The following is a 26507-nucleotide window of genomic DNA, read 5'->3' as shown; positions in this document are numbered from 1 at the left end:
GAGGCCCATCCCATGGCCAACCTGAAAATCAAGAATCTGCAAAAAGGCTTCGAAGGCTTTTCCATCATCAAGGGCATTGACCTGGAAGTGAACGACAAGGAATTCGTGGTGTTCGTCGGCCCGTCCGGCTGCGGTAAATCGACCCTGCTGCGTTTGATCGCGGGCCTTGAAGAAGTCACCGAAGGCACCATTGAACTCGATGGCCGCGACATCACCGAAGTCACCCCGGCCAAGCGCGACCTGGCGATGGTGTTTCAGACCTATGCGTTGTACCCGCATATGAGCGTGCGCAAGAACATGTCGTTTGCCCTCGACCTGGCCGGCGTGGACAAGAAGCTGGTGGAAAGCAAAGTCAGCGAAGCGGCGCGCATTCTCGAACTCGGCCCGTTGCTGGAGCGCAAGCCCAAGCAGCTGTCCGGCGGCCAGCGTCAGCGGGTGGCCATCGGCCGCGCGATCGTGCGTAACCCAAAGATCTTTCTGTTCGACGAACCGCTGTCCAACCTCGACGCCGCCCTGCGCGTGCAGATGCGCCTGGAACTGGCGCGCCTGCATAAAGAACTGCAGGCGACCATGATTTACGTGACCCACGACCAGGTCGAAGCCATGACCCTGGCGGACAAAGTCGTTGTGCTGAACAGCGGCCGTATCGAGCAAGTCGGCTCGCCGCTGGAGCTGTACCACCAGCCGGCCAACCTGTTTGTGGCGGGGTTTCTCGGCACGCCGAAAATGGGTTTCCTCAAGGGCAAGGTCACCCGTGTTGAGGGCCAGGGCTGTGAGGTACAACTGGACGCCGGCACCCGGATCAGCCTGCCGCTCAGCGCTGCCAGCTTGAGCGTGGGCAGCGCGGTGACCCTGGGCATTCGCCCGGAACACCTGGAAATAGCGGCGCCCGGCCAAACCACGCTGACTGTCACCGCCGACGTCGGCGAACGCCTGGGCAGCGACACCTTCTGCCACGTCATCACCGCCAACGGCGAGCCGTTGACCATGCGGATTCGCGGCGACATGGCCAGCCAATATGGTGAAACGCTGCACCTGCACCTGGACCCGGCGCACTGCCATCTGTTCGACACCGACGGCGTGGCCGTGGCCCGACCACTGCGCGCTGCCGCCTGATTTCGCGAGATATGTGATGAAACTGAATAAACAGAACCTCACCCAACTGGCGCCGCACGTGAAAATCCCGGCCTACGCGATTGCCAGCACTACGCAGGGTATCGCCCATATCGGCGTCGGTGGTTTTCACCGTGCGCACCAGGCGTATTACACCGACGCCTTGATGAATACCGGCGCTGGCCTCGACTGGAGCATCTGCGGCGTCGGCCTGCGTGCCGAAGACCGCAAGGCCCGCGACGACCTGGCCGGCCAGGATTACCTGTTCACCTTGTATGAGTTGGGCGATACCGACGACACCGAAGTGCGGGTGATCGGTGCCATCAGCGACATGCTGCTGGCCGAAGACGGCGCTCAAGCGCTGATCGACAAGCTGGCCAGCCCCGAGATTCGCATCGTCTCGCTGACCATCACCGAGGGCGGCTACTGCATCGACGACAGCAACGGCGAATTCATGGCCCACCTGCCGCAGATCCAGCACGACCTGGCGCACCCTGAGTCACCGAAAACCGTGTTCGGCTTTATCTGCGCGGCGCTGACCAAACGCCGCGCGGCCGGCACTGCGGCCTTCACCGTAATGTCCTGCGATAACCTGCCGCACAATGGCGGGGTCACGCGCAAGGCGCTGCTGGCGTTTGCTGCCCTGCACAACGCTGAGCTGCATGACTGGATCAAGGCCAACGTCAGTTTCCCGAATGCCATGGTCGACCGCATCACGCCCATGACCAGCACCGCCCACCGTCTGCAGTTGCACGATGAACACGGTATCGACGATGCCTGGCCGGTGGTGTGCGAACCCTTTGTGCAGTGGGTGCTCGAAGACAAATTCGTCAACGGTCGCCCGGCCTGGGAAACGGTCGGCGTGCAGTTCACCGATGACGTCACGCCCTACGAAGAGATGAAGATCGGCCTGCTCAATGGCAGCCACCTGGCCCTGACCTACCTGGGTTTTCTGAAGGGTTACCGGTTTGTTCACGAGACCATGAATGATCCGCTGTTCGTCGCCTATATGCGCGCCTATATGGACCTGGACGTCACGCCCAACCTGGCCCCGGTGCCGGGCATTGATTTGACCCAGTACAAGCAGACCCTGGTGGAGCGCTTTTCCAACCAGGCGATTGCCGACCAGTTGGAGCGCGTGTGTTCCGATGGCTCGTCGAAGTTTCCCAAGTTCACCGTGCCGACCATCAATCGTTTGATCGCGGATGGGCGTGAGACGGAGCGTGCCGCACTGGTGGTGGCCGCGTGGGCGTTGTACCTCAAAGGTGTCGATGAGAATGGCGTGGCCTACACGATTCCGGACCCGCGGGCGCAGTTCTGCCAGGGCCTGGTCAGTGATGAGGCACTGATCAGCCAACGCTTACTGGGTGTTGAGGAGATTTTTGGCACGGCTATTCCCAAGTCAGCGGAGTTTGTGGCAGCGTTCGAGCGGTGTTATCAACGCCTTCGAGATCAGGGCGTGACGAAGACCTTGGAAGGTCTGCTCGCCAAGATTAACTGACTAAACCGGATCAACATGTGGGAGCGGGCTTGCTCGCGAAAGCGGTGAGTCAATGAAGAATAAATTGACTGAAACACCGTATTCGCGAGCAAGCCCGCTGCCACATTGATCACACTTTCAATCCCACAACACTGCTGAGCACGCCACCATGACCCAGCAAAACCTCTACCTCGGCATCGACTGCGGCACCCAAGGCACCAAAGCCATCGTCCTCGACGCTTCCAGCGGCAAGGTGCTGGGCCTGGGCGCTGCCGCGCACACGCTGATCAGCGGCGCCAATGGCCGGCGCGAACAACACCCAAAGGAATGGCTGGACGCCTTCACCGAGGCCACTCACCGCGCCCTGCAACAGGCGGGCGTGGATGGCCAGGATATCCTCGGCATCGGTGTCTCCGGCCAGCAACACGGCCTGGTTTTGCTGGATAGCCAAGGCCAGGTGTTGCGCCCGGCCAAACTCTGGTGCGATACCGAAAGCGCGCCGGAAAACGATCGCCTGCTGGCGTATTTGGGTGGCGAGCATGGCTCGCTGGAGCGCCTCGGCGTGGCGATTGCACCGGGTTATACGGTGTCGAAGCTGCTCTGGACCCGCGAACACCACCCGGACGTGTTCGCCCGCATCGCCCATGTCCTGCTGCCCCACGACTACCTCAACTACTGGCTGACCGGCCGTGCCGTCGCCGAATACGGCGATGCGTCAGGCACCGGCTACTTCAACGTGCGCAGCCGTGAATGGGATGTGGCACTGCTCAAGCACATCGACCCGAGCGGCCGCCTGCACGCGGCGTTGCCGGCGTTGATCGAAGCGCATCAGCCGGTTGGCACGATCCTGCCCGCCGTCGCCGAGCGCCTGGGCATCAACCCGAACGCCAGCGTCTCCAGTGGTGGCGGCGACAATATGATGGGCGCCATCGGCACCGGCAATATCGCCCCCGGTGTCATCACCATGAGCCTGGGCTCATCCGGCACCGTGTATGCGTTTGCCGACCAGCCGAATGTCAGCCCGCAGGCATCGGTGGCGACCTTCTGCTCCTCCAGCGGCGGCTGGCTGCCGTTGATCTGCACCATGAACCTGACCAACGCCACCGGGGTGATTCGCGAGCTGTTCGACCTCGACCTGGCGGCGTTCAACGCATTGGTCGCCCAGGCCCCGATCGGCGCCGATGGCGTGAGCATGCTGCCCTTCCTCAACGGCGAACGGGTGCCCGCCCTGCCCCACGCCACCGGCAGCGTACACGGCCTGACCATGACCAACCTGACCCGCGCCAACCTGTGCCGCGCAGTGGTCGAGGGCACCACCTTCGGCCTGCGGTATGGCCTGGACCTGTTGCGCCAGACCGGCCTGCAAGGCCAGAGCATCCGCCTGATCGGCGGCGGCTCGAAAAGCCCGGTGTGGCGCCAGATGGTTGCCGATATCATGAACACCGAAGTGGTCTGCACCGAACAGAGCGAAGCGGCGGCCCTGGGCGCGGCGATCCAGGCCGCCTGGAGCCAGTCCGGCGAGCCCCTGGCCAGCCTGTGCGACAAATGCGTGAGCGTCGATCTGGCCAGCCGTACGCTGCCGTCGGCCGACCATGTAAGCGCCTATCAACACGCCTACGAGCGCTATCAACAGCTCGTGGCAAGCCTTTAAGAGCGAACGACTATGTATCTGGTGTGTGGCGAAGCGCTGTTCGATTTTTTCAGCGAAGAGGATGCCAGCGGGCAGGCCTCCAAGGTCAATTACAAAGCGATTGCCGGCGGGTCGCCGTTCAACGTCGCGGTTGGGTTGCGTCGCCTGGGCATTGAGGCCGGGCTGTTCGGCGGATTGTCCACCGACTTCCTTGGGCGCCGCTTGCTGCAAGTGCTGAGGGACGAAGGCGTGAGCGAGCAATTCCTGGTGGAGTTCGCGGCGCCGACCACGCTGGCAATGGTCGCCGTGGGTGCCAATGGCTCGCCGCAATACAGCTTTCGCGGCGAAGGCTGTGCTGACCGCCTGCTGGAGGTCGCGCACCTGCCGACACTGGGCGACGAGATTCGCGGACTGCACATCGGCTCGTTTTCGCTGGTGGTGCAGCCGATTGGCGACACATTGCTGAGCCTGGTCAAGCGCGAAAGCGGCAAGCGCCTGATCAGCCTCGACCCCAACGTACGGCTGAACCCGCAGCCGGACATCCAGCTTTGGCGTAACCGCGTGGCCGAGCTGGTCAAGCACGCCGACCTGATCAAGGTCAGCGATGAAGACTTGCACCTGCTTTACCCCGATCAGTCGCCGGAAAGCGTGCTGCACGGCTGGCTGCAACACCGCTGCCAACTGGTGTTCCTCACCCGTGGCGGCGACGGCGCCAGCGTCTTCAGCCGCCAGCACGGCACATGGTCGGCACCGGCGGTCAACGTGGTGATGGCCGATACGGTCGGCGCCGGGGATACCTTCCAGGCGGCGTTGATTGCCTGGTTGACCGAGCAGCAGCTGGATTCGGTGGAAGGCCTGCACCAGCTCACCCGTGCGCAGATCGACAGCATGCTGGGTTTTGCGATCCGTGCCGCCGCCCTGACCTGCAGCAAGACCGGGCCGGACCTGCCGTATCGCAACCAGCTCGGCTGAACACACGTTCATGAAGGTTTTGTCAGTTAGGCCGACATTAATCCAAGGTTAATCCCGCACGTTGATCGTGAACGTGACCGCACTCACCGCCCTGCGGGGCACGTGCGGCCGCCGGTGCATCGTGTGGATGCGCCCGCGAACGACTTGCGGAGAACCCTCATGAAACTGCGTACCTTGGTTTTTACCAGCACACTGGCCCTGGCAGCGGTCTCGGGCCTGGCCCAGGCTGACACCCAGCAAGCCGCCGGCAAGCCGGTGCCCTATCAATACGGCATGCCCTTGAACATCGACAAGGTGATCGCCATGCACGAAACCGACACCAATGAGTGCAAGGTCATCAATGCCGATATCAAGTTCGTCGATAAAGCCGGAAAAGTCGAAGATGTGGGCTATCGGAAGATGTCCGAAGCCTGCGACTTTCAGAATTGAGCCGTTGAAAGGCACGCGACAAGCCCGCGCACAAACGCGTAATCTTGCGGGCTTGTCACCAGGCTGAAAGGATTCGCCATGCCGTTGAGTTTCCGCACCCTCGCCACCTTTACCGCCCTGTTGTGCTTCACCCTTGCCCTGCTCTGGGGGTTACACCCGGGCCTGCTGCTGTGGCTGTGGAGCGTTGAGTACTCCAGCGCTACCGGCCTGGTTGCACGCCGCAACGCTGCGTTGTTCCTGGCCATCGGTATCATGTTTTATGGCGCACGCCATGCCCCCTCTGACGCGACACGCCGTGCCCTGACGAGCGGGTTTGCCACCGGCTGTCTGGTACTGGCAGGGTTGGGGCTAAGTGAATGGATCAGTGGCAATGCAGGCCCTGGCATCCTGCTGGCGGTGGCCACAGAAACCGTACTGGGCCTGGCGTTTATCCAGGCCCACAGGTCTTCGGTGATTCAACCTCAGGCTACAGGCTAGTAATAGCCGCGCGCGCCGACTCTTTGCAGAGCGGGTGTATGGGTATGCTTGAGGTCTTCGCGCAACCCGCTGATGAGATTGCAAATGGCCCGACTGCTGTCGAGTTTATCGGCGTTGATGCCTTTGACTTCCAAATCCACGCGGTCGCGGTCGCGGTCGTCATAGACCTTGATCGTCAGCGAAGCATCTTCGGCTTTGGTGCATTCACACCGTTTGGGCAGGAAACTTCCTTCAATAATGCTGCGAAGTTCTAATTCCGAAAGCATGGCCAACCTCTCCTTTTATGAGACTGCCAACAAATTATTGTGTATCCGGCAGACGCTTGCCTGCCACGCCTTACCGACCCTGGAAGGCGCTTACATTCACCAGCCTACTCGGCAAACCGGAGTCTTGTTGTAACTTTTCCTCATAAGTGGCGGGCCGGTTTATATAAGTCGGTTGCCTCAGGGCAAATTATCGTCGAACAGCGTCGATTAAACGTTTATGCACTAACTTGCACCTTGTGCCGCCACTCTTTCAGCAACATGTCGCAAACTATCAAAGTTGATATTGGCCCCGGAATTCACCGCCACCAGGGTCTGCCCGCGCATGCCGTGTTGCCCCACATAGCAGCAAATGCCCGCTACCGCCAGCGCGCCAGAAGGCTCGGTGATGGAGCGCGTGTCGTCGTAGATCAGCTTGATGGCACTGCACAACGCGTCGTTACTGACGGTGATGACCTCATCCACCCAGTCGCGACAGATCTCAAAGCCGAAGGCGCCGATCTGCGCCACGGCGGTGCCATCGGCAAACCCGTCGACACTCGGCAGCACCACGCGCTCACCCGCACGCAGGGCCGCCAACAGGCAGCTGGAGCCTTCGGGCTCGACGCCGACGATGCGCACCTCGGGTCGCAGGTATTTGACGTAAGCGGCAATCCCGGCGATCAGGCCACCGCCGCCCACCGGCACAAAAATCGCGTCCAGCGGGCCCTGTTGCTGGCGCAATAGTTCCATGGCCACAGTGCCTTGGCCAGCGATCACGTCCGGGTCGTCAAAAGGTGAGACAAACGTGCACCCCGAGGTTTCGGCCAATTGCAGCGCATGCGCCAGGGCAAACGGAAAGCTCTCCCCGTGCAGTACCGCCTCGGCCCCCCGCGAGCGCACGCCCAGCACCTTCAACTCCGGCGTGCTGCACGGCATGACGATACGGGCCTTGATCCCCAGCTCCCGCGCCGCCAGCGCCACGCCTTGCGCATGGTTACCGGCCGATGCCGTCACTACACCGCGGGCTTTTTGCTCAGGCGTCAGTTGCACGAGCTTGTTGTAGGCGCCACGAATCTTGAAGGAAAAAGTCGGTTGCAGGTCTTCGCGCTTGAGCAGTACCTGGTTACCGAGCAACGCGGACAGTGCGGGGGCGACTTGCAACGGGGTACGCACCGCCAGGTCGTAGACCGGGGCGGCAAGGATCTTTTTCACGTAGTGCTCAAGCAGTCCGGGGTCGGCGGTGTGGGTCGCTGTGCAGGTGCTCATGGGTGTCTCCTGGCGTTTTGTATAGGGCGCTGGAGACGGAAAAACAAAACCCGCCTCTAGGGCGGGTTTGGGTGCAGCCGTGCGCTATCCCGCCAAATGAGGAATGGCGGTAATAATGCTTGGCTGGCTGCGGAAGGCTTGAAAAGTCATGCAACGAAATTAACCGGCGATCACCCGGCAAGTCAATGCTCTACCGCCTTTCAGCGCGCCGGGGTTTACGAGCGATATACGAAACGTATACGCTTTGTATATCCACACAGCACAGTGAACCTCATGGGCATCGTCAAGATCACCGACCAACTGCACGAACAGCTCCGCCTGGCCAGCGCCGCCATGGACCGCTCGATCAACGCCCAGGCCGAGTTCTGGATCAAGATTGGCCTGCTCGCCGAACTCAACCCGCAGCTGCCCTACAACGAGCTGATCAATAAGCTGTTGCTGGACAAACCCGACTTGATCCGGGGGCGCGGCTGATGATCAAGACTCCCGCTCAACTGGCCGTCATGCGCGAATCCGGGCGCCTGTTGGCCCAGGTGTTCACGATGCTCGACGGTTTTGTCGCCGCCGGACGCTCCACGTTGGAGCTGGACAGCGCCGTCGAAGCCTTCATCCGTAACGACTTGCAAGCCCGCCCGGCGAGCCTTGGGCAATACGACTACCCCTTTTGCATCAACACCTCGATCAATGAGGTGGTGTGCCATGGCATGCCCAGCGCCAAGGAAATCCTCAAGGACGGCGATATCATCAACATCGACATCACCCTGGAAAAAGGCGGCTTTATCGCTGACTCCAGCAAGATGTACATGATCGGCAACGTGGCGCCCAAAGCGCAGCGGTTGGTGGAAAAGACCTTCGAGGCGATGTGGGCCGGCATCCGTGAGGTTCGCCCCGGCGCGCGCCTGGGTGATATCGGCCATGCGATCCAGAGCCATGCGCAGGCCAACGGCTACAGCGTGGTGCGCGAATATTGCGGCCATGGTATCGGCCGTGAGATGCACGAAGAACCGCAGATCCTGCACTTCGGCCGCCCTGGCACCGGGCTCGAACTGCGCGAAGGCATGGTCTTTACCATTGAGCCCATGCTCAACCAGGGCAGCGCCAAAGTGCGCAGCCTCAAAGACGGCTGGACGGTGGTGACCAAGGACAACAGTCTCTCAGCGCAGTGGGAACACACGGTCGCGGTGACAGCAGCGGGATTCGAGATACTGACCTTGCAACCAGCCGCCTGAATGACACACACGTGTGAGAGCTCGCTTGCCTGCGATACACGCGGCGCGGTGTTTCAGGTGCTCTGCGGTGATGCCATCGCAGCATAGGTATCTACACATCTTTTTTTACGGGTTGAGTGCTGTGGTTGTCGGGGGGCACGCTGCGTACATATCCGTTGTTTGGGTCACGGCCGCAATGGGTACCGCCCTTACGGCGGGTCACTTTGGAAAAGCCCCAAAGTAACCAAAGGGCTCTTGCCCCACCACTCGGCACCTCACGCAGGCTTTGGACCGTGTGGTTAACGGGGCGCCTAAGATCAAGATCAAAAACAAGAGCACGGCGGCCTGGCAGCCAACCTGAGTGGTTAGATCAAAAGCAAAGCTGAGGCGGCCTTACAGCCGAGCTGATATTGGCAACTGAACTCGGATAACTGTGGGAGGCGCTTACTCCCGATGTAGGTGTGTCAGTTGATGCATCTGGTGACTGACCCGCCGCCTTCGCGAGCAAGTCGAATCGTCGCACCGCCGCTCCCACATTTTGATCTCGGTGCATCAGGCAGAGGGTGTGCTGCTCTTCAGGCTGTACACGGTCAATGTGGGAGCTGGCTTGTCGGACCGCCGAACCGCTGCGATGGCATCAATTGGGTATGCCTGATGTACCGAGGTGCCTGCATCGCAGGCAAGCCAGCTCCCACAGAAAAGCAGTGCACTACGGTGCTGGCAGCTGAACTCGATCAACATTGTGGGAGCGGGCTTGCTCGCGAACGCGGTGGGTCAGTTACAAATGAGCTGACTGGCACGCCGCATTCGCGAGCAAGCCCGCTCCCACATTTGGATCTCATTTCATCCGGTAAACGTGGTGTTGCTGTGCGTTTGCCCTGCTTTTGCTTCAACCACTCAGGTCGGCTGTCAGGCCGCCGTGCTCTGCTTTTGATCTTGATCTTGATCTGACAGGCCCCGTTAACCACGATGGCCGAACGCAGGCTTGAATCCGTGGGTAACCCGGCAGGACGCCGGGTTAGCCGCACTGGGCCAGGGATGGCCCATTGCGGCGGCCCACGGATTCAAGCCGGAGTGCGGGCATGCCGAGCCCAGGCGAGGCACCGAGTGGTGGGGCAAAGCGTTTTTTGGTTACTTTTTTAGGCGTTTGTAAAAAAGTGACCCGCTGTAAGAGCGGAACCCTAAGCCGCCGTTACCGCAGCAACGGATATGTACTCAATCTCCCTAACCCCTCACAGGCTTAAAGCAACACAAAGGGTTGCGTAGATACCTATGGCCATCGCAGGCAAGCCAGCGCCCACACGTGTTCAGTGCTCACACCACATTTGCGCCACCGGCGATGCGTTTGAGCCCCACCACCATCAACCCCGCCCCAACGCCCATCGCCACCATCAGCAGCGGGTACGACACCCACCAGGGCGTACCCGCTGTCATCATGCTGAACTCCGACATACCGCCCACGCTGGCAATCAGGTTGAGCGGCAGGAACACCACGTTGATCAACGTCAGCTTGCGCAGCAGGTTGTTCATGCTGTTGTTCATCAGGTTGCCACGCGCGTCGATTAACCCGGAAAACACATTGGAGTAGATCTCCGCCTGCTTGTAGCACTGGTGGTTCTCAATGATCAGGTCATCGATCAGCCCCAGGACCTCGGCGCTGAAATGTTCCTTTTCCCCGTGGTTGCGCAACCGCGACAGCACCGCGCCGTTGCTGTGCAGCGCGTTGATGTAATAGATCAGGCTCTCGCTGAGGTTGAACATTTGCATCAGGTGATGGTTGCTCATCGACGCGTTGAACTGTTGTTGCAACTCACGCGCCACCAACTTGATCACCTTGAGGTGGCCCAGGTAGTGATGGATGTTGTTGAGCAACAGATCGAGCAGCACGTCCAGCGGCGTGTGCAGCGGGCGGCGAGCGCCAAGCCCGGACAGCGGGGTTTCATCGGTGGCAATCACCAGCAGGCGGCCCGGCGAAAACAACAGGCCGCAGGACGCCACTTCAAACATGAGGTTGCCACCGCCGGCGTATTTCTCCGGGCGTTTCCAGATCAGGAACAGGTAGTCGGGGTGAAATTCAATACGCGAGACTTCATCCGGGTCGAGCGCCGAGGCCAGGGCGTGTTCGTCGAGTTTGTGGTGGTCGCGCAGCCATTCGCGTTCGGCAACATCCGGGTTGTTGAACAGCATGATCGGCGCGTCGTCCCTGTCGCCTTTGCGCAGCTTGCCGTCGGTCAGTTCAAAACGCTGAATCATGGCGTGTCACCACACCTGGCCCTGGCGTTTCAACTCCAGGCGCCTTACAAACTCTTCCAGCACCAGCGCATACAGGTCGTCTTGCAAGTAGGCATCTTCGATACCGGCATCCATATTGGGGTTGTCGTTGACCTCGATCACCACCACCTTGTCACCGGATTGCTTGAGGTCGACGCCGTAGAGGCCATCGCCGATCAGGTTGGCGGTCTTGACGGCCAGTTCCACCACCGCCTTGGGCGCTTCGTGGACCGCCAGGGTACGGCATTCGCCGTTGATGTCCTGGCCGATGGCCTTGTGGTTGTAGATTTGCCAATGGCCCTTGGACATGAAGTATTGGCAGGCAAAGATCGGCTTGCGGTTAAGGACGCCAATGCGCCAGTCGTACTCGGTGTAGAAAAACTCCTGGGCCAGTAACAACACCGAATGTTCAAACAACTCGGCGGTGGCCTTGAGCAAGGCGGCCTGGCTTTCAACCTTGATCACGCCCCGCGAGAAGCAACCGTCGGGAATCTTCAACACCAGCGGGAAGCCGAGGCGTTCGCCGACCCGCTCGAAATCTTCCGGTCGCTCCTTGTAGAGAATTTCGGTGGCGGGCATGCCCAGTTGATGGCTGTTGAGCAGGTCGGTGAGGTAGACCTTGTTGGTACAGCGCAGGATTGACGCCGGGTCATCCATCACCACCAAGCCTTCGCTTTCGGCTTTCTTGGCAAAACGGTAAGTGTGGTTGTCGACGCTGGTGGTCTCACGGATCAGCAAGGCGTCGTATTCGGCGAGGCGCGAATAGTCCTTGCGCTCGATCAGCTCCACATCAATGCCCAGGCCCTTGCCGACCCGCACGAAATTCTCCAGCGCCCTGGCGTTCGACGGCGGCAATTGTTCCTGAGGATCATGCAGGATGGCCAGGTCATAGCGGGCCAATCGACGTGAGCGCGGCTGGCGCCAGATCTTGCGACTGAAGTTGTCGAGGGCGTGGGCGAACTGGTCTTCCTGGTCGTCGCGTAACTTGTGCAAGACGCCGGATTTCACCCCCTCGATATGCCAGCCGTTATTCTTGCGAAACTCAACTAACAAGATCGGACATGGAAACGTTTCAAACAACTGACGGGCCAACTCCTGCAGCGGTTCTATATTGGTTCGGCCAAAGTACAGTGTCAGGGTAAAGCCTTCGGTATTGCTGTAGAGGTGATGATTCAAGGCTTTATCTAGCGTTTTATCCAAGTCATCCAGAGACAAGCCATACAGCGACTTTTTGGTCAGTTCGCTGATGGTACGCACCGAGGGAATCACCTTGTGCCCTCGTGCTTCGGCCAGCAACGAGCAGTAATAACCGTGCCCCAGGTACTTGTAGCTGCGACACAGGTTGATGACCTGCACGCGCTTGCCCGTTTCGCTCTCGCGGGTTTGTTCGAGGTATTCTTGGGCCGTGACGATGTCTTCGCTGGGGAAGTAGGAGGCCCAATCTTCCTTGCGCTCGACAATAATCACGACTTGACTGGAACCTTTAAGAGGTGCGGAAAAATAACCGTTGGAAGTTATTGTCGCCGCGACGGTTTGCTCGGATACTTCACGCCAATGACTGTGTACCGCCGACATAATATTTGATCCGCTTTAGAGAACTCGACCTTTTCTATTAAGCACGATCTTTTAGAGAAGTCCCGTTTCGTTACGCAACTTTTACGGCGGTCATATGGCTCTTTCCTTTCGCGTTGCAACCCCCGCTGATGTGCCCGAATTGGTGGCACTGGAACAGCATTGTTTCACCACTGACCGGCTGTCACCGCGCAGTTTCCAGTGGATGGTCAGCCGCGCCCATGGCCAGTTGCTGGTCGCGGAAAATGACCAGCAATTGCTCGGTTATGCGCTGGTGCTGTTCCATCGCGGCACCTCGCTGGCGCGGCTCTACTCCATCGCGATCGCCGAGCACGCACGGGGCACGGGCCTGGGCAAGCAGTTGCTGACACGCATTGAAGCCTGCGCCGTGGCGCATGATTGCGCTTACCTGCGCCTGGAAGTGCGCACCGACAACCCCGGCGCCCTCGCCCTGTATGAACGCAATGGCTACCGGCGCTTTGCCCTGATCAACGACTATTACGAAGACCACACGGCGGCCATTCGCCTGGAAAAACGCATTCTGCAGCATCAGGTCGCACGTCCGCAGAGCGTGCCGTACTACCAGCAGACCACCGACTTCACCTGCGGCGCCGCCTGCCTGTTGATGGCCATGGGCGCGCTGGTGCCCAATCGCCAGGCACAGCGCCGTGAAGAGCTGCAAATCTGGCGCGAAGCGACCACCGTGTTCATGACCGCAGGCCATGGCGGCTGCAGCCCGCAAGGTTTGGCACTGGCGGCCTGGCGCCGCGGGTTCAAGGTGCGTATGCAGGTGAATGTACGCGGGCCGCTGTTTCTCGACGGCGTGCGCGACCAGCATAAAAAGGACGTCATGCGCCTGGTCCACGAGGCGTTTGAGGAAGAACTGGCAGGCAGTGATGTCGAGCAGGTGCTCGGTGGCGCGCTGGATTTACCTCAGGTATTGCAGGACGGCGGACAGCCACTGGTGTTGATCAGCAGCTACCGCCTCACCCGCTCCAAATCGCCCCATTGGGTGATGGTCACCGATTGCGACGCAGATTTCGTTTACCTGCACGACCCGGACGTAGACCACAGCCAGCATCGCCAGCCCCTGGACTGCCAGCACCTGCCGGTCAGCCATGGGGAGTTCGAACGAATGTGCCGCTTCGGCAATAACAAATTGCGTGCGGCGGTGGTGCTCTTCAAGCCACTTGCTTGATCCCGGCCTTGGCTTCCAGCGCGCGTACCAGCGGCAACACGCGTTTGCCGAAGTACTCGACTTCCTCCTGGAAATGCAGGAAGCCGGCCAGCACCAGGTCCACGCCCACGGCCTTGAGCGCGACGATGCGCTCGGCAATTTGCTGCGGGGTGCCGATCAGGTTGGTCTTGAAGCCGTCGTTGTATTGCACCAGGTCTTCGAAGCTGGACTTGGCCCAGTTGCCCTCACCTTCCGGCGAGGCCTTGCCGGCCTGCTTGGCGGCATCACCAAACGCATTCACCGCTTCGGGGTCGGCCTTGTCGATGATTTCTGCGAGCACCGCGCGGGCTTCTTCCTCGGTGTCGCGGGCGATCACAAAGGCGTTCACACCGACTTTGACCGCATGATTATTCGCCGCGGCCTTGGTGCGAATGTCGTCCACCTGGGCCTTGATGCCTTCCGGCGTGTTGCCGTTGGTGAAGTACCAGTCCGACACGCGCGCGGCCATGTCCCGCGCGGCCCGCGAGCTGCCGCCCTGGAAGACTTCGGGCTGGCCCAATGGCTTGGGTTTGAGGGTGTAGTTGTTGAAGCGGTAGAAATCGCCCTTGAAGGTGAAATCGTCCTGGCTCCAGATGCCTTTCAGCGCGCGGATAAATTCCTCGGAACGGCGATAGCGCTCATCGTGCTCCAGCCACGGCTCACCGATAGCCTGGAATTCGCCCTTGAACCAGCCGCTGACGATATTCACCGCGATACGGCCGTTGGTGAGCTGGTCGATAGTCGCCAGTTGCTTGGCTGCCAGTGCCGGCTGCCACGGGCCGGGCAAGATCGCGGCGATGACCTTGAGCGTGGTGGTGGCCGCCAGCAGCGCATGGCTGAACGCTACGGACTCATGCTGGTTCTCGGCGCCGTAGCCGGCGGTGAAGCGAATTTGCGTCAGGCCGTATTCAAAGCCTGCCGCTTCGGCCAACTGCGCCAGTTTGCGGTTGTAGTCGATGCCCCAATGGGTGCGTTGTTCGATCTTGCTCACCACTAACCCACCGCTGACGTTGGGCACCCAGTAGGCAAATTTCACGGCTTGCTGACTCATCTAGCGGTACCTCGCACAAAGGGATGTACCCAAGGGTTGAGCAGCAAGCGTGCCAGGCCATGGCAAACGCCCTGGCCATGGGCATTGCGGTAAGAAACCCAGCGCCGGCTCGCTGGGCAGTTGCTGTCAGGGATCGCGCCGGTTTGTCGAAACACTGTTGCTGGAGCAACAGTGGAAAGCGCCCTTTGCCCCAAAACACGGGCTGAAGAGCCCGGCACGGACTGTGCAATCACCGAACCACTTGATCACTGCCCAGGAGCCGTACCCCATGACCGAGCAACACGTCATCAACCCGCTGTCCACCGGCGTCGACTACCCCTCCCTGGCCGCACGTTTTCGGCCGATCTTCCAGCGTATCGCCGACGGCGCAGTGGCGCGTGAGCACAGCCGCACCCTGCCCCATGAGCCGATTCAATGGCTCAAGGAAGCCGGCTTTGGCGCGGTGCGGGTGCCGCTGGAATACGGCGGTGGGGGGGCGTCCCTGCCGCAGTTGTTCGAACTGCTGATTGAACTGGCCGCCGCTGACTCCAACGTGCCCCAGGCCCTGCGCGGCCACTTCGCGTTTGCCGAAGATCGCCTGAATGCGCCACCGAGCGCGGGCCGCGACCTGTGGTTCAAGCGTTTTGTCGATGGCGATATCGTCGGCTGCGCCTGGACGGAAATTGGTAATGTCGCGATCGGCGACGTCGTCACCCAGGTCAGCCCCGACGGTGACACATGGAAACTCAACGGCGAAAAGTTCTACAGCACCGGCAGCATTTTCTCCGACTGGATTGACGTATATGCCCAGCGCAGCGACACCGGTGGCGACGTGATTGCCGCCACCCGCACGCGCCAACCCGGCGTGGTGCAAAGCGATGACTGGGACGGCTTCGGCCAGCGCACGACTGGCAGTGGCACCACACGCTTTACCGACGCCGTCGTCGACGCAGAAAACCTCATCGATTTTGCCACCCGTTTCAAATACCAGACGGCGTTCTACCAGTTAGTGCTGCTGGCGACCCTGGCCGGCATTGGCCGCGCCGCGCTCAACGACGTGGCGCATCAGGTGCGCAATCGCAAACGCATTTACAGCCATGGCAATGCCGCCCACGTCAGCCAGGATGCGCAGATTCAACAGGTCGTCGGTGAGGTGGCCGCCCGCGTGTACGCCGCTGAAGCCTGCACGCTGAAAGCAGCAGTGCCGGCGCAACAGGCGTACCTGGCGCGATTTGCCGGGGATGACGCCGCAGAGCGGGCAGCGAATGTGGCTGCCGAAATTGAATCGGCGACGGCGCAAGTGGTGGTGTCAACGCTGATCCAGCGTGCCACCAGTGAATTGTTCAACGCACTCGGGGCCTCGGATGTGCGCCAGGGCAAAGCCCTCGACCGTCATTGGCGCAATGCGCGCACCGTGTCATCCCACAACCCGTTGATCTACAAGGCGCGCATCGTGGGTGACTGGGTGATCAACGGCACCGAACCACCGTTTGTCTGGCAGATCGGCAACGGCCCGGCCAAGGCCTGACGCGCAAAAACTGCTGGGAGCAGGCCGAATGGCCTACGCCCTAAAACGCCAGCTTGTAGCCGATGGTCATCAACATGATCGCCAGGCAGGGGCGCAATACGCCGTCCGGGACTTTGCCGGTCATGTGGCTGCCCAGGTAAATCCCCGGCAGCGAGCCCATCAGCAAAAAGCCCAGCAGGTGCCAGTCCATATTGCCCATACTGGCATGGCCCAGGCCCGCCACCAGGGTCAGTGGCACAGCATGGGCGATCTCGGTGCCGACTAAACGTCGCGTCGCCAGGAACGGGTACAGGATAAACAACGCGACGGTGCCCAGGGCGCCGGCGCCGATGGAGGTCAAGGCAACCATGGTGCCGAGGATTGCCCCGGTGACCACCGTCAGCACGTTCAAGTTACGCGGGCTCATGTGGTAATCATCGCCGGCATGACGCTGGGCGAAGGCCAACAGGCTTTTCTTGAACAGGATCGCCAGCGCGGTCAGCAGCAGCACCACGCCAAGGGCTTGCTTGATCACCGCGTTCATCGCGCTGGGGTCGGTGTGCAGGCTGGCGAGGAACCACAAAGTCAGCAGCACCGCGGGCACACTGCCCAGGGTCAGCCAGCCGGTGATGGTCCAGTCGATGTTCTTGTTCTTGCTGTGTACCAGCACACCACCGGACTTGGTGATAGCGGCGTACAACAGGTCGGTGCCCACGGCGGTGGCCGGGTTAATGCCGAACCACAACAGGATCGGCGTCATCAAAGAGCCCCCGCCGACACCTGTCATGCCGACGATAAAACCAACGATCAGGCCAGCGATTACAAAACCAATATTACCCACATCCATTCCAGCTACCCGCGGCCTTATAAATTACTGGCCGCAGGATAGCGATTTTTCTTATAACCACTTATATCAATATGATCTGACTTTATGCTTTTTCTGTCAGTCGATGGTAGACGTAGGCCTGGGTCTGATACGGGAAGGCAACAGTGTCACGCCCGCGCAACGCCGGGTGGGTGTCGATCAGCCGGCGCAATTGCGCCGTGACCGTAGCCTTTTGTGCGTCAGGGAGCGCCGCGATAAAGCTCACCGACAGGAAGCGGTCCATGATCACCTCCTGTGGGCTGCCGACATGCTGATAGGCAAAACAGGTCATCTGCGCTGCGCAAAAATACTCGCCAGTGAAGGCTTCGCGCCAACGGCCGGTATGAAAGCGCGGCGTGTCGCCTTCATAAGGCGTGATGATTTGAGTAATGGCGGCGACCCAATCCACCGACTCGTCGCGCACATTCCACACCAGCCCCAGGCGCCCATCCGGTTTGAGTACCCGATGGATTTCCGCCAGGGCCGCCTCGCTGGAAAACCAATGGAAGGCTTGTGCGCACACCACCGCATCCGCCACGGCGCTTTCCAGTGGAATGGCCTCGGCAGTGCCATTGACCAGGTGCACATCCGGCAGCAGCTTGCTCAACTGCGCGCCCATTGCCGGCACCGGTTCCACGGCAATCAGCGTGGGCGCCAGGGTGTTGAGGACACGCGTGAACTTGCCGGTGCCGGCGCCCAGGTCGATGACCGTCGACTGCGCGGTGATACCGAGTGTGTCGCTCAGCCAGCCAGTGAGTTGCCGTGGATAGTCCGGTCGACCTTGGGCGTAAGTGACGGCCTGGGTGGAAAACCCTTGCTGCGCAGACGCGTGAATCCCAGTCATTGCCAATCTCTCCTCGGGTATTGCGGGAGCACAGTGTGCGCCCTTCGCGATTTATTTTCTAACCGCTGCATCCAATCGGGCAGGCCATGGGTAGTACCCACAGCAACCCTGCTGTTCTACTCAATGGAGAAGTCCCGATGAACGCTAAAGCATTGCTCTGCCTGACCGGTTTGCTCGTCGCCGCCCCGACTGTCTTTGCCCAGGCCGGTTTGCCCGACAGCATCAAGGTGCCGGATGGCCACAAGGTGGCACTGGAAACCACCGGTGTCGGCGAAATCACCTACGAATGCCGCGACAAAGCCAACGCCGCGGGCCAGACCGAATGGACCTTCGTCGGCCCCAAGGCGGTGCTGAATGACCGCAGCGGCAAGCCAGTAGGCACCTACTTCGGGCCGCCAGCCACCTGGCAAGCCCAGGACGGTTCGAAGGTGACCGGCACCCAATTGGCAGTGGCGCCGTCGGGTGCGGGCAACCTGCCCTATCAGTTGGTCAAGGCCAACCCGGCCGAGGGCAAAGGCGCGATGACGGGGGTGAGTTACATCCAGCGGGTCGCCCTTAAAGGCGGCGTGGCGCCGAGTACCGCGTGCACCACCGCCAACAAGGGCAAGCAGGAAGTGGTGAAATACCAGGCCGACTACATATTCTGGGCCGCAAACTGAGCCTATTCAGCTAGGCTAATGCGCTGGCGCCCCGACCTTAGGGTCGGGGCATTGATCCTGTTCCTGCGGCGGAAACCCCGGTCCTTGCCTGAAGCCACTTTTGACTACGAAGCTTGCCTACTGGCCTGCGCGCGTGGCGATCAACGCGCCCTGCGTCGGTTGTATGAGCAAGACAGCAGCCGTCTGCTCGGCATAGCTTTGCGCATTGCCCGCGATAAGGCCCTGGCCGAGGACATCGTGCACGACGCATTTATCAAGATCTGGCGCGGCGCTGCCAGCTTCGACCCCACCCGTGGTTCGGCGCGTGGCTGGGTGTTCAGCGTGACCCGGCACCTGGCCTTGAATGCCGTGCGCAACCCTCACCGTGAAGTGGCGTTGAGCGCGGAACATGACACCGTCGCGGCCGCCGACGACAGCTTTGAATTCAGCACCCGTACCGGGCAGATTCAGCACTGCCTGGAACAGCTCGACCCGGCCCGTCGCCGTTGCATCCTCCACGCTTATGTCGACGGCTATTCCCACAGTGAAATCGCGCAGAAACTGGACACCCCGCTGGGGACCGTCAAAGCCTGGATCAAACGTAGCCTCGCCGCGCTGCGGGAGTGCATGGCATGAGTAACCCACTGGATGAACTGGCCAGCGAATACGTACTGGGCACCCTGCCCGCTGAACAGCGCGCTGAGGTTGAACGACGCCTGCAACACGACGCCCCATTGCGCGCAGCGGTGGACGCCTGGGAACAGCGCCTGCTGCCGCTGACGGCATTGGCCGAACCGGTGCCGCCCTCCGCACAGTTATGGCGGCGCATCGAACGCACGGTCGGGCGCGCCGATAGCCGCGAGCCTTGGTGGAACCTGCTTGCACTCTGGCGCGGCTTGGCCGGCGCAGGGTTGGTCACCACACTGGTACTGGCCGCGCTGCTGCTGACGCGCCCGCCCGGCGCCGACCCGACCTTCGTGGTAGTGCTGGTGGCGCCGCAAAGCCAGGCACCGGGTTGGGTCATCCAGGCCAGCAATACTCAGCAGATCCAGTTGATTCCGTTGGGCGTGATGGAAGTACCGGCCGACAAGGCCCTGCAATTCTGGACCAAGGGTGATGGCTGGCAAGGCCCCGTGTCGCTGGGCCTGGTCAAACCGGGGCAAACCCTGTCAGTGCCCTTGGACAAACTGCCCCCGCTGACGCCAAACCAGCTGTTCGAGCTGACCCTGGAAGACCCGCGTGGCTCGCCGACCGGCAAGCCGACCGGGCCGATCCAGGCCATCGGCCGCGCCGTCAAGGTGCTCTGATCAGCTGACGCTGGGCAACCACACGCGAAACCGCGCACCGCCCAGCGGCGATGCCAGCGCGGTCAACGTGCCGCCCTGGGCTTCCAGCGCACGCCGGCTGATCGCCAGGCCCAGGCCGAAGCCACCCGTGGCGCGGTCACGGCTGCGGTCCAGGCGGTAGAACGGCTCGAAAATGCGCTCGCGCTGGTCCACGGGAATGCCGATGCCGTCGTCATCCACCCAGATTTCACAGCCATTGGCACACACCTTGACGCCCACCTGGATGCGCTTGTCGCAATACCGCGTGGCGTTGCGCAGCAGGTTCTGCAGGGCGCGGGCGGTGAGGCGTGGGTCGAGGCTGACGCGCTCTTCGGCACAATCGAGCGCTACATCGATAACGATCTCGGGGTTTTCCAACTCGTCATCGACGCTGCCCAGCACGCTGTCGATAAACTCGTCGATCACCACGTCGACCCGCTCCGGCAACTGGGCCGGATTTTGCAGGCGGCTGTAGGAGAGCAATTCCAGCACCAGTTCGTCCAGCTCACGGATGTGCGCCACAAGGCTTTGCAGACGCTCGCGGCTGGCCTGAGGCAAGTCTTCCGAGAGGGCCAGGGCCAGGCCGAAATCCAGGCGGGTCAGCGGCGTACGCAGTTCGTGAGAGACGGCATTGAGCAGGTCGCGCTGCTGGTTGAGCAGGCTCTCGATATCGTCGGCCATGGTGTCGAATACCGAGGCCAGGCTGCCGATGTTGGAGCTGGCCGGAATGTGCGTACGCTCGGTCAGATTGCCCCTGCCCAGTTGGACGGCGGTGGTCTTCAGGCGCTCCAGGTCGCGCCAATGCGGGCGCAACCAGAACAGCAGGCACGCCAGCAGCGCAGCACCGATCAATACGTTCATCGACCAGTACAGCAGGTTCATGTCCAGCGGGTCAGGCGGGATGGTCAGCTTGACCACAAACTGATCGTTCACCGGTGAACTGATTTGCTCCATCCAGCCCCACTCGCCCAGGCGGATCACCGGTTGGCCTTGCTCCAGCAGGTGTTCTTCTTCAGGGGTGTAGCTCGCGTCCTGACGCAGCAGCAGTTGCACCTTCAGCGGCGCAAAGTCACGGCCCAATTGCGCGGTAACCTCTGACCAGTGTTCCACCGGCACGCGCAGATATTGTTCGACGATCAGCTTTTGCTGGCCGCGACTCTGCTCGACGTTGTAGTTCATGTAGCGATGTTCGAACACCTTGATGACCAGTTTGGGAATCAGGTAGATCGCCGCGCTGTAGGTGACGATAGTAATCAGGTAGAGGCGTAGCAGTGCACGAACCATCGATCAGCATTCCCACTCGGAACGGCTGAACAAGTAACCCTTGCCCCACACGGTCTTGATTTTGCGCGCTTCGCCGGCATGGTCGTCGAACTTGCGGCGCAACTTGGAAATGGCCACGTCCACAGAGCGGTCGGTGCCGTTGAATTCGATACCGCGCAGGCGTTGCAAAATCTGGTCGCGGCTGAGCACCTCGCCGGCATGCCGGGCCAACACCACCAGCAGGTTGTATTCACCGCTGGACAGCTCCACCGCCTGCTCGCGCCAGGTCACCGTGCGTTCGGACAGGTCGATACACAGGTTGCCCATGATGATCTGGTCGTTGGCAACCTGGGGGTCGGACAGGCTGCTGCGGCGCAACAAGGTGCGCACTCGCGCCAACAGTACGCGCGGCTCGCAGGGCTTGGTGACATAGTCGTCGGCGCCCATTTCCAGGCCCAGCACCTGATCGTGGCTGTCGTCGCGCGCGGTGAGCATCAGGATCGGCAAACCCGCCGAGTCGGCGCGCAGCAAGCGGCACACCTGCAGGCCGTCAAGGCCTGGCAGCATCAGGTCGAGAATCACCAGGTCCGGCGGGTTGAGGCGCGCGCGCTCACGCACGTGATCGCCACGGCTGAGTACGCTGACGTGGTAGCCATTGCGTTCCAGATAGCTGGCAATCAGCTCGGAGAGCGCGGCGTCGTCTTCCACCAGAAGGATGTTGGGCATGGTGCTTCCAAATAATACGGTTTGTTGGTGTGCTGCAGGATTGTGCAAGGATATACGCCCCCGGCGTTCAGCGCGCCGCACCTTACATTTCTTCACAGACGGGCTACAGAGCTTCACAGCACCGCGGCGCAGGTGTCTTTAGGATGCGCCAGTCAATATTGGGATATGAGCATGTCGAAGAATCTGTTTGCGCCGTTTTGCCTGCTGGCCTTGACGCTGGCACTGAGTGCTTGTGGCAAGTCGGCCGACGAAGCGCCGGAAATGCCCCTGGCCAAAGTCCGCGTCGAAACCCTGCAGGCCAAACCCCTCTCCATTACCAACGAACTCAGCGGGCGTATCGCTGCACCGCGCATTGCCGAAGTGCGTGCCCGGGTCGCTGGGGTGGTCATGCAGCGCGTGTTCAAGGAAGGCCACGACGTAAAACAGGGCGATGTGCTGTTTCGCATTGACCCGGCCCCGTTCAAGGCCGACCTGGACAGCGCTCAGGCCAACCTGGAAAAGGCCCAGGCCAATGCGTTCCAGGCGCGTTTGCAAGAACAGCGCTACAGCCAGTTGGTAGAAGGCAATGCCATCAGCGGCCAGGACTACGACAACGCCCGCGCCGCCGTGCGCCAGACCAACGCCGAGGTCGCCGCCAACAAAGCCGCCGTCGAGCGTGCCAAGCTGAACCTGGGCTACGCCACCGTCACTGCGCCGATCTCCGGCCGCATCGGCCGCGCGCTGGTGACCGAGGGTGCATTGGTGGGCCAGAACGAAGCCACGCCACTGGCGATCATCCAGCAACTGGACCCGATTCACGCCGACTTGACCCAGTCGACCCGCGAGCTGAATGACCTGCGCCGCGCCTTCCGTGCCGGTAGCCTGAAGCAGGTCGGCCAGGACCAGGCCAAGGCCACGCTGATCGAGGATGACGGCAGCCTGTACCCGCTGCCGGGCAAATTGCTGTTTGCCGAGATCAGCGTTGACCCGGGCACCGGGCAGATCATCCTGCGCAGCGAGTTCCCCAACCCGGACCTCGACCTGCTGCCCGGCAGTTTTGTGCGTGTGCGCCTGGAACAAGCGGTTGATAGGCAAGGCATCAGCGTGCCGCAACGCGCCATTACGCGCGACAGCGCCGGCATCCCGATGGTGTTGCTGTTGGACGCCGAGCAGACCGTCAGCCAACAGCCGGTGGAGCTGGGCGCGGTCATCGAGGATCGCTGGATCGTCAGCAGCGGCCTCAAGCCCGGTGACCGCATCATCGTCGAAGGCCTGCAACACGCGCGCCCCGGTGAAAAAGTCGAAGTGGACGACAGCCCGGCCCCTGGCCAGCTCGTAAAGGAATAACCCGCCATGCCGCAGTTCTTTATTGACCGCCCGATTTTCGCCTGGGTGGTCGCCTTGTTTATCCTGCTGGCCGGCGCGCTGGCCATCCCGCAATTGCCGGTGGCGCAGTACCCCAACGTGGCGCCGCCAAAGGTGGAAATCTACGCGGTGTACCCGGGCGCTTCGGCCCAGACCCTGGATGAAAGCGTGGTCAGCCTGATTGAGCAGGAGCTCAACGGCGCCGATCACCTGCTGTATTTCGAATCCCAGAGCAGCCTGGGCTCGGCCACGATCACCGCCACCTTCCAGCCGGGCACGAACCCGGAAATGGCCCAGGTGGATGTGCAAAACCGCCTTAAAGCGGTGGAGCCGCGCTTGCCGCAAGCGGTGACCCAGCAAGGCTTGCAGGTGGAAAAGGTGTCTGCCGGCTTCCTGCTGCTGGTCACCCTGACGTCCAACGACGGCAAGCTCGATGACGTTGCGCTCAGCGATTACCTGGCACGCAACGTCATGAACGAGCTCAAGCGCCTGGACGGTGTCGGCAAGGCCCAGCTGTATGGCGCCGAGCGCGCCATGCGGATCTGGATCGATCCGCAGAAGCTGATCGGCTTCAACCTCACCCCGGCCGACGTGAACGCTGCAATCAGCGCGCAGAACGCCCAGGTCTCGGCGGGCAGCATCGGTGATTTGCCGGGGACCAAGACCCAGGAAATCACCGCCGCCATCCTGGTCAAGGGCCAACTGTCGACGCCGGCAGAATTCGCCGACATCGTGCTCAAAGCCAATCCCGACGGCTCCACCGTGCGTATCGGCGATGTGGCGCGGGTGGAAATCGGCAGCCAGGAATACCAGTTCTCTACGCGTCTGAACGGCAAGCCATCCACCGCCGTCAGTGTGCAACTGTCGCCGGGCGCCAACGCGCTGAACACCGCAACCCTGGTGCGGGCGAAGATGGACGAACTGTCGCGCTACTTCCCGGCCAACGTGGAGTACAAGATCCCGTACGACACCTCGCCCTTCGTCAAGGTCTCGATTACCAAAGTGGTCTACACCTTGCTGGAGGCCATGGCGCTGGTGTTTGCGGTGATGTATCTGTTCCTGCAGAACGTGCGCTACACCTTGATCCCGACGCTGGTGGTGCCCATAGCACTGATGGGCACCTTCGCCACCATGTTGCTGCTGGGTTTCTCGATCAACGTGCTGACCATGTTCGGCATGGTGCTGGCGATCGGTATCCTGGTGGACGATGCGATTGTGGTGGTGGAGAACGTCGAGCGCATTATGGTCACCGAGGGTTTGTCGCCCAAAGAGGCCACGCGCAAGGCCATGGGCCAGATTACCGGGGCCATCGTCGGTATCACCCTGGTGTTGGTCGCGGTGTTTCTGCCGATGGCGTTCATGCCGGGTTCGGTCGGGGTGATCTACCAGCAGTTCTCGCTGTCGATGGCGACGTCGATCCTGTTCTCGGCGTTCCTCGCCCTGACCTTGACCCCCGCGTTGTGCGCAACCCTGCTCAAGCCGATTGCCAAGGGCGAGCACCATGCCAAAGGGGGGTTCTTCGGCGGCTTCAACCGGCGCTTTGAACAGCTCACCGACCGCTACGAAGGTTGGGTGGCCTATGCCCTCAAGCGCAGCGGCCGGTACCTGCTGATCTATCTGGTGTTGCTGGTGGGCCTGGGGGTGATGTTAAGCCGCCTGCCCTCCTCGTTCCTGCCGGTGGAGGACCAGGGTTACACCATTACCGATATCCAGTTGCCGCCGGGTGCGAGCAAGAACCGCACCGTGCAGGTGGCCGAGCAGATCGAGGCACATAACGCCGAGGAACCCGGGGTGGGCGATACCACCATGATCATGGGCTTCAGTTTCTCCGGCTCCGGGCAGAACGCAGCGCTGGCGTTTACCACGCTCAAGGACTGGTCGGAACGCAGCGGTGTTGATTCGGCCTCGGCGATTGCCGACCGTGCCAACGCCGCTTTCGGCGAGCTTAAAGATGCGATTGCCTATGCAATTCTGCCACCGCCCGTGGACGGCCTCGGCACCTCCAGCGGTTTCGAGTTCCGCTTGCAGGACCGTGGCGGTGTCGGCCATGCGGCGTTGATGCAAGCACGTACCGAGTTGCTGGCGGCCGCTGCGAAAAGCCCGATCCTGGCCAACGTGCGCGAAAGCGCCCTGGCTGAAGCACCACAAGTGCAGTTGCAAGTGGACCGCAAGCAGGCTAACGCCCTTGGGGTCTCCTTCGCGGACGTGGGTAATGTGCTGTCTTCGGCCATCGGCTCGGCCTATGTCAACGACTTCCCCAACCAGGGCCGCATGCAGCGGGTGGTGGTGCAGGCCGAAGGCGACCAGCGCAGCCAGGTGGCGGACTTGATGAAGATCAACGTGCGCAACAAGGACGGCAAGATGGTGCCGTTGTCAGCGTTCGTCGAAGCCAAGTGGACCCAGGGCCCTGCGCAGTTGACGCGTTACAACGGCTACCCGGCCATTGCCATCAGCGGTGAAGCAGCACCGGGGCACAGCACCGGTGAGGCGATGGAAGAAATTCAGCGCCTGGTCAGCCAACTGCCGGCGGGCCTGGGTCAGGAATGGACCGGTTTGTCGTTGCAGGAACGCTTGTCCGGTTCCCAGGCGCCCTTGCTGCTGGGCCTGTCGCTGTTGATCGTGTTCCTGTGCCTGGCCGCACTGTATGAAAGCTGGTCGATTCCAACCTCGGTCTTGTTGGTGGTGCCGCTGGGTGTGCTCGGCGCCGTATTGGCGGTGACCTTGCGCGGCATGCCTAACGATGTGTTCTTCAAAGTGGGCCTGATCACCATCATCGGCTTGTCGGCGAAGAACGCGATCCTGATCATCGAGTTCGCCAAGGACTTGTATGAGCAGGGCGAAGACCTGATCGACGCCACCTTGAAAGCTGCGCGCCTGCGTTTACGGCCGATCATCATGACATCACTCGCGTTTATCCTCGGCGTGGTGCCACTGGCCATTGCCACCGGTGCCAGCTCGGCCAGCCAGCAGGCGATCGGCACGGGCGTGATAGGCGGGATGATCACCGCAACCCTGGCGGTGGTGTTTGTACCGGTGTTCTTTGTGGTGGTGATGAAGCTGGTGCGCAAGCGTTCATAACCGGTTTG

At 61.4% G+C, this 26507-nt stretch carries 24 protein-coding genes; 15 read left to right on the top strand and 9 right to left on the bottom strand.

Annotated elements, in window-relative coordinates; translation table 11 throughout:
• The first annotated feature begins 12 nt into the window (after window positions 1-12).
• From CPH89_RS23685 to CPH89_RS23660, 6 genes are all read left to right on the top strand, one after another.
• On the top strand, window positions 13-1116 hold the full coding sequence (locus CPH89_RS23685; protein WP_053256336.1) for an ABC transporter ATP-binding protein: 1104 nt from the start codon (window positions 13-15) through the stop codon (window positions 1114-1116).
• Between the two features lie 16 nt (window positions 1117-1132).
• Window positions 1133-2614: a mannitol dehydrogenase family protein gene (locus tag CPH89_RS23680; RefSeq protein ID WP_053256337.1), complete on the top strand. Its 1482-nt coding sequence runs from the start codon at window positions 1133-1135 to the stop codon at window positions 2612-2614.
• Between the two features lie 148 nt (window positions 2615-2762).
• Window positions 2763-4244 (top strand): xylulokinase, encoded by a 1482-nt coding sequence (gene xylB, locus CPH89_RS23675; RefSeq protein ID WP_053256338.1) that lies wholly within the window; start codon window positions 2763-2765, stop codon window positions 4242-4244.
• Window positions 4245-4256: 12 nt separating this feature from the next.
• On the top strand, window positions 4257-5195 hold the full coding sequence (locus CPH89_RS23670) for a carbohydrate kinase family protein (protein WP_053256339.1): 939 nt from the start codon (window positions 4257-4259) through the stop codon (window positions 5193-5195).
• A 159-nt stretch (window positions 5196-5354) separates the two neighbouring features.
• Window positions 5355-5624, top strand: coding sequence for a DUF2790 domain-containing protein (locus CPH89_RS23665; RefSeq protein WP_053256340.1), 270 nt, complete (start codon window positions 5355-5357; stop codon window positions 5622-5624).
• A 78-nt stretch (window positions 5625-5702) separates the two neighbouring features.
• Window positions 5703-6101 (top strand): hypothetical protein, encoded by a 399-nt coding sequence (locus CPH89_RS23660; RefSeq protein ID WP_053256341.1) that lies wholly within the window; start codon window positions 5703-5705, stop codon window positions 6099-6101.
• On the opposite strand, the gene CPH89_RS23655 is transcribed toward CPH89_RS23660, so the two are convergent.
• The gene (locus CPH89_RS23655; protein ID WP_053256342.1) at window positions 6098-6367 is read right to left on the bottom strand and encodes a DUF1652 domain-containing protein; all 270 of its coding nucleotides are present in this window, start codon (window positions 6365-6367) and stop codon (window positions 6098-6100) included. The genes CPH89_RS23660 and CPH89_RS23655 overlap by 4 nt on opposite strands.
• Window positions 6368-6589: 222 nt before the next feature.
• Window positions 6590-7612, bottom strand: coding sequence for a threonine ammonia-lyase, biosynthetic (gene ilvA, locus CPH89_RS23650; protein WP_081006371.1), 1023 nt, complete (start codon window positions 7610-7612; stop codon window positions 6590-6592).
• Window positions 7613-7885: 273 nt separating this feature from the next.
• On the opposite strand from ilvA, the gene CPH89_RS23645 reads away from it, so the two are divergent.
• On the top strand, window positions 7886-8086 hold the full coding sequence (locus CPH89_RS23645; protein WP_053256343.1) for a ParD-like family protein: 201 nt from the start codon (window positions 7886-7888) through the stop codon (window positions 8084-8086).
• Window positions 8086-8841 carry a type I methionyl aminopeptidase gene (gene map / locus CPH89_RS23640; protein ID WP_053256344.1) on the top strand — a complete coding sequence of 252 codons (756 nt, stop codon included), beginning with the start codon at window positions 8086-8088 and terminating at the stop codon, window positions 8839-8841. Before CPH89_RS23645 ends, map begins: the two co-directional genes overlap by 1 nt.
• A 1293-nt stretch (window positions 8842-10134) precedes the next feature.
• Here the strand turns inward: map and CPH89_RS23630 are convergent.
• Complete coding sequence (locus tag CPH89_RS23630) at window positions 10135-11073, bottom strand: magnesium transporter CorA family protein (protein ID WP_053256345.1); 939 nt, start codon at window positions 11071-11073, stop codon at window positions 10135-10137.
• Window positions 11074-11079: 6 nt separating this feature from the next.
• A complete protein-coding gene (locus CPH89_RS23625) occupies window positions 11080-12666 on the bottom strand; it encodes a RimK family ATP-grasp domain-containing protein (protein WP_053256346.1) in 1587 nt (528 codons plus the stop codon).
• A gap of 94 nt (window positions 12667-12760) precedes the next feature.
• Between CPH89_RS23625 and CPH89_RS23620 the strand changes: the two genes are divergently transcribed.
• A complete protein-coding gene (locus tag CPH89_RS23620) occupies window positions 12761-13861 on the top strand; it encodes a GNAT family N-acetyltransferase/peptidase C39 family protein (protein ID WP_053256347.1) in 1101 nt (366 codons plus the stop codon).
• Here the strand turns inward: CPH89_RS23620 and sfnG are convergent.
• Window positions 13845-14930: a dimethylsulfone monooxygenase SfnG gene (gene sfnG, locus CPH89_RS23615; RefSeq protein WP_053256348.1), complete on the bottom strand. Its 1086-nt coding sequence runs from the start codon at window positions 14928-14930 to the stop codon at window positions 13845-13847. The genes CPH89_RS23620 and sfnG overlap by 17 nt on opposite strands.
• A gap of 268 nt (window positions 14931-15198) precedes the next feature.
• Here sfnG and CPH89_RS23610 point away from each other — a divergent pair, with 268 nt between their 5' ends.
• Window positions 15199-16437, top strand: a complete 1239-nt coding sequence (locus tag CPH89_RS23610) for an acyl-CoA dehydrogenase family protein (RefSeq protein WP_053256349.1) — start codon at window positions 15199-15201, stop codon at window positions 16435-16437.
• A gap of 40 nt (window positions 16438-16477) precedes the next feature.
• On the opposite strand, the gene CPH89_RS23605 is transcribed toward CPH89_RS23610, so the two are convergent.
• Both CPH89_RS23605 and CPH89_RS23600 read right to left on the bottom strand, forming a co-directional pair.
• On the bottom strand, window positions 16478-17263 hold the full coding sequence (locus tag CPH89_RS23605; protein ID WP_053256350.1) for a sulfite exporter TauE/SafE family protein: 786 nt from the start codon (window positions 17261-17263) through the stop codon (window positions 16478-16480).
• 82 nt (window positions 17264-17345) lie between these two features.
• On the bottom strand, window positions 17346-18125 hold the full coding sequence (locus CPH89_RS23600) for a class I SAM-dependent methyltransferase (protein ID WP_053256351.1): 780 nt from the start codon (window positions 18123-18125) through the stop codon (window positions 17346-17348).
• Window positions 18126-18262: 137 nt separating this feature from the next.
• On the opposite strand from CPH89_RS23600, the gene CPH89_RS23595 reads away from it, so the two are divergent.
• From CPH89_RS23595 to CPH89_RS23585, 3 genes are all read left to right on the top strand, one after another.
• Window positions 18263-18784 carry a DUF3455 domain-containing protein gene (locus CPH89_RS23595; protein ID WP_053256352.1) on the top strand — a complete coding sequence of 174 codons (522 nt, stop codon included), beginning with the start codon at window positions 18263-18265 and terminating at the stop codon, window positions 18782-18784.
• A gap of 84 nt (window positions 18785-18868) precedes the next feature.
• Entirely contained in the window at window positions 18869-19399 is a 531-nt protein-coding gene (locus tag CPH89_RS23590) for a sigma-70 family RNA polymerase sigma factor (RefSeq protein ID WP_053256353.1), read from the top strand.
• On the top strand, window positions 19396-20070 hold the full coding sequence (locus tag CPH89_RS23585; RefSeq protein ID WP_053256354.1) for an anti-sigma factor: 675 nt from the start codon (window positions 19396-19398) through the stop codon (window positions 20068-20070). Before CPH89_RS23590 ends, CPH89_RS23585 begins: the two co-directional genes overlap by 4 nt.
• Here the strand turns inward: CPH89_RS23585 and CPH89_RS23580 are convergent, their stop codons facing one another.
• Both CPH89_RS23580 and CPH89_RS23575 read right to left on the bottom strand, forming a co-directional pair.
• The gene (locus CPH89_RS23580) at window positions 20071-21372 is read right to left on the bottom strand and encodes an ATP-binding protein (RefSeq protein ID WP_053256355.1); all 1302 of its coding nucleotides are present in this window, start codon (window positions 21370-21372) and stop codon (window positions 20071-20073) included.
• A 3-nt stretch (window positions 21373-21375) separates the two neighbouring features.
• Entirely contained in the window at window positions 21376-22077 is a 702-nt protein-coding gene (locus CPH89_RS23575; RefSeq protein ID WP_053256356.1) for a response regulator, read from the bottom strand.
• Window positions 22078-22248: 171 nt separating this feature from the next.
• On the opposite strand from CPH89_RS23575, the gene CPH89_RS23570 reads away from it, so the two are divergent.
• Window positions 22249-23403, top strand: coding sequence for an efflux RND transporter periplasmic adaptor subunit (locus CPH89_RS23570; protein ID WP_053256535.1), 1155 nt, complete (start codon window positions 22249-22251; stop codon window positions 23401-23403).
• Between the two features lie 6 nt (window positions 23404-23409).
• Window positions 23410-26499: an efflux RND transporter permease subunit gene (locus CPH89_RS23565; RefSeq protein ID WP_053256357.1), complete on the top strand. Its 3090-nt coding sequence runs from the start codon at window positions 23410-23412 to the stop codon at window positions 26497-26499.
• The last annotated feature ends 8 nt before the right edge of the window (window positions 26500-26507 follow it).

It is taken from the genome of Pseudomonas fluorescens (assembly GCF_900215245.1).
GTDB lineage: Bacteria > Pseudomonadota > Gammaproteobacteria > Pseudomonadales > Pseudomonadaceae > Aquipseudomonas > Aquipseudomonas fluorescens.
The sequence above is the reverse complement of the archived record's forward strand: the minus strand, read 5'-3'. Positions and strand labels throughout refer to the sequence as shown.

What these genes read in the sequence shown, in the direction of transcription:
- CPH89_RS23685 (WP_053256336.1), top strand. Translation starts at nt 13, where the DNA reads ATGGCCAACCTGAAAATCAAGAATCTGCAAAAAGGCTTCGAAGGCTTT.
- CPH89_RS23680 (WP_053256337.1), top strand. Translation starts at nt 1,133, where the DNA reads ATGAAACTGAATAAACAGAACCTCACCCAACTGGCGCCGCACGTGAAA.
- xylB (WP_053256338.1), top strand. Translation starts at nt 2,763, where the DNA reads ATGACCCAGCAAAACCTCTACCTCGGCATCGACTGCGGCACCCAAGGC.
- CPH89_RS23670 (WP_053256339.1), top strand. Translation starts at nt 4,257, where the DNA reads ATGTATCTGGTGTGTGGCGAAGCGCTGTTCGATTTTTTCAGCGAAGAG.
- CPH89_RS23665 (WP_053256340.1), top strand. Translation starts at nt 5,355, where the DNA reads ATGAAACTGCGTACCTTGGTTTTTACCAGCACACTGGCCCTGGCAGCG.
- CPH89_RS23660 (WP_053256341.1), top strand. Translation starts at nt 5,703, where the DNA reads ATGCCGTTGAGTTTCCGCACCCTCGCCACCTTTACCGCCCTGTTGTGC.
- CPH89_RS23655 (WP_053256342.1), bottom strand. Translation starts at nt 6,367, where the DNA reads ATGCTTTCGGAATTAGAACTTCGCAGCATTATTGAAGGAAGTTTCCTG.
- ilvA (WP_081006371.1), bottom strand. Translation starts at nt 7,612, where the DNA reads ATGAGCACCTGCACAGCGACCCACACCGCCGACCCCGGACTGCTTGAG.
- CPH89_RS23645 (WP_053256343.1), top strand. Translation starts at nt 7,886, where the DNA reads ATGGGCATCGTCAAGATCACCGACCAACTGCACGAACAGCTCCGCCTG.
- map (WP_053256344.1), top strand. Translation starts at nt 8,086, where the DNA reads ATGATCAAGACTCCCGCTCAACTGGCCGTCATGCGCGAATCCGGGCGC.
- CPH89_RS23630 (WP_053256345.1), bottom strand. Translation starts at nt 11,073, where the DNA reads ATGATTCAGCGTTTTGAACTGACCGACGGCAAGCTGCGCAAAGGCGAC.
- CPH89_RS23625 (WP_053256346.1), bottom strand. Translation starts at nt 12,666, where the DNA reads ATGTCGGCGGTACACAGTCATTGGCGTGAAGTATCCGAGCAAACCGTC.
- CPH89_RS23620 (WP_053256347.1), top strand. Translation starts at nt 12,761, where the DNA reads ATGGCTCTTTCCTTTCGCGTTGCAACCCCCGCTGATGTGCCCGAATTG.
- sfnG (WP_053256348.1), bottom strand. Translation starts at nt 14,930, where the DNA reads ATGAGTCAGCAAGCCGTGAAATTTGCCTACTGGGTGCCCAACGTCAGC.
- CPH89_RS23610 (WP_053256349.1), top strand. Translation starts at nt 15,199, where the DNA reads ATGACCGAGCAACACGTCATCAACCCGCTGTCCACCGGCGTCGACTAC.
- CPH89_RS23605 (WP_053256350.1), bottom strand. Translation starts at nt 17,263, where the DNA reads ATGGATGTGGGTAATATTGGTTTTGTAATCGCTGGCCTGATCGTTGGT.
- CPH89_RS23600 (WP_053256351.1), bottom strand. Translation starts at nt 18,125, where the DNA reads ATGACTGGGATTCACGCGTCTGCGCAGCAAGGGTTTTCCACCCAGGCC.
- CPH89_RS23595 (WP_053256352.1), top strand. Translation starts at nt 18,263, where the DNA reads ATGAACGCTAAAGCATTGCTCTGCCTGACCGGTTTGCTCGTCGCCGCC.
- CPH89_RS23585 (WP_053256354.1), top strand. Translation starts at nt 19,396, where the DNA reads ATGAGTAACCCACTGGATGAACTGGCCAGCGAATACGTACTGGGCACC.
- CPH89_RS23580 (WP_053256355.1), bottom strand. Translation starts at nt 21,372, where the DNA reads ATGGTTCGTGCACTGCTACGCCTCTACCTGATTACTATCGTCACCTAC.
- CPH89_RS23575 (WP_053256356.1), bottom strand. Translation starts at nt 22,077, where the DNA reads ATGCCCAACATCCTTCTGGTGGAAGACGACGCCGCGCTCTCCGAGCTG.
- CPH89_RS23570 (WP_053256535.1), top strand. Translation starts at nt 22,249, where the DNA reads ATGTCGAAGAATCTGTTTGCGCCGTTTTGCCTGCTGGCCTTGACGCTG.
- CPH89_RS23565 (WP_053256357.1), top strand. Translation starts at nt 23,410, where the DNA reads ATGCCGCAGTTCTTTATTGACCGCCCGATTTTCGCCTGGGTGGTCGCC.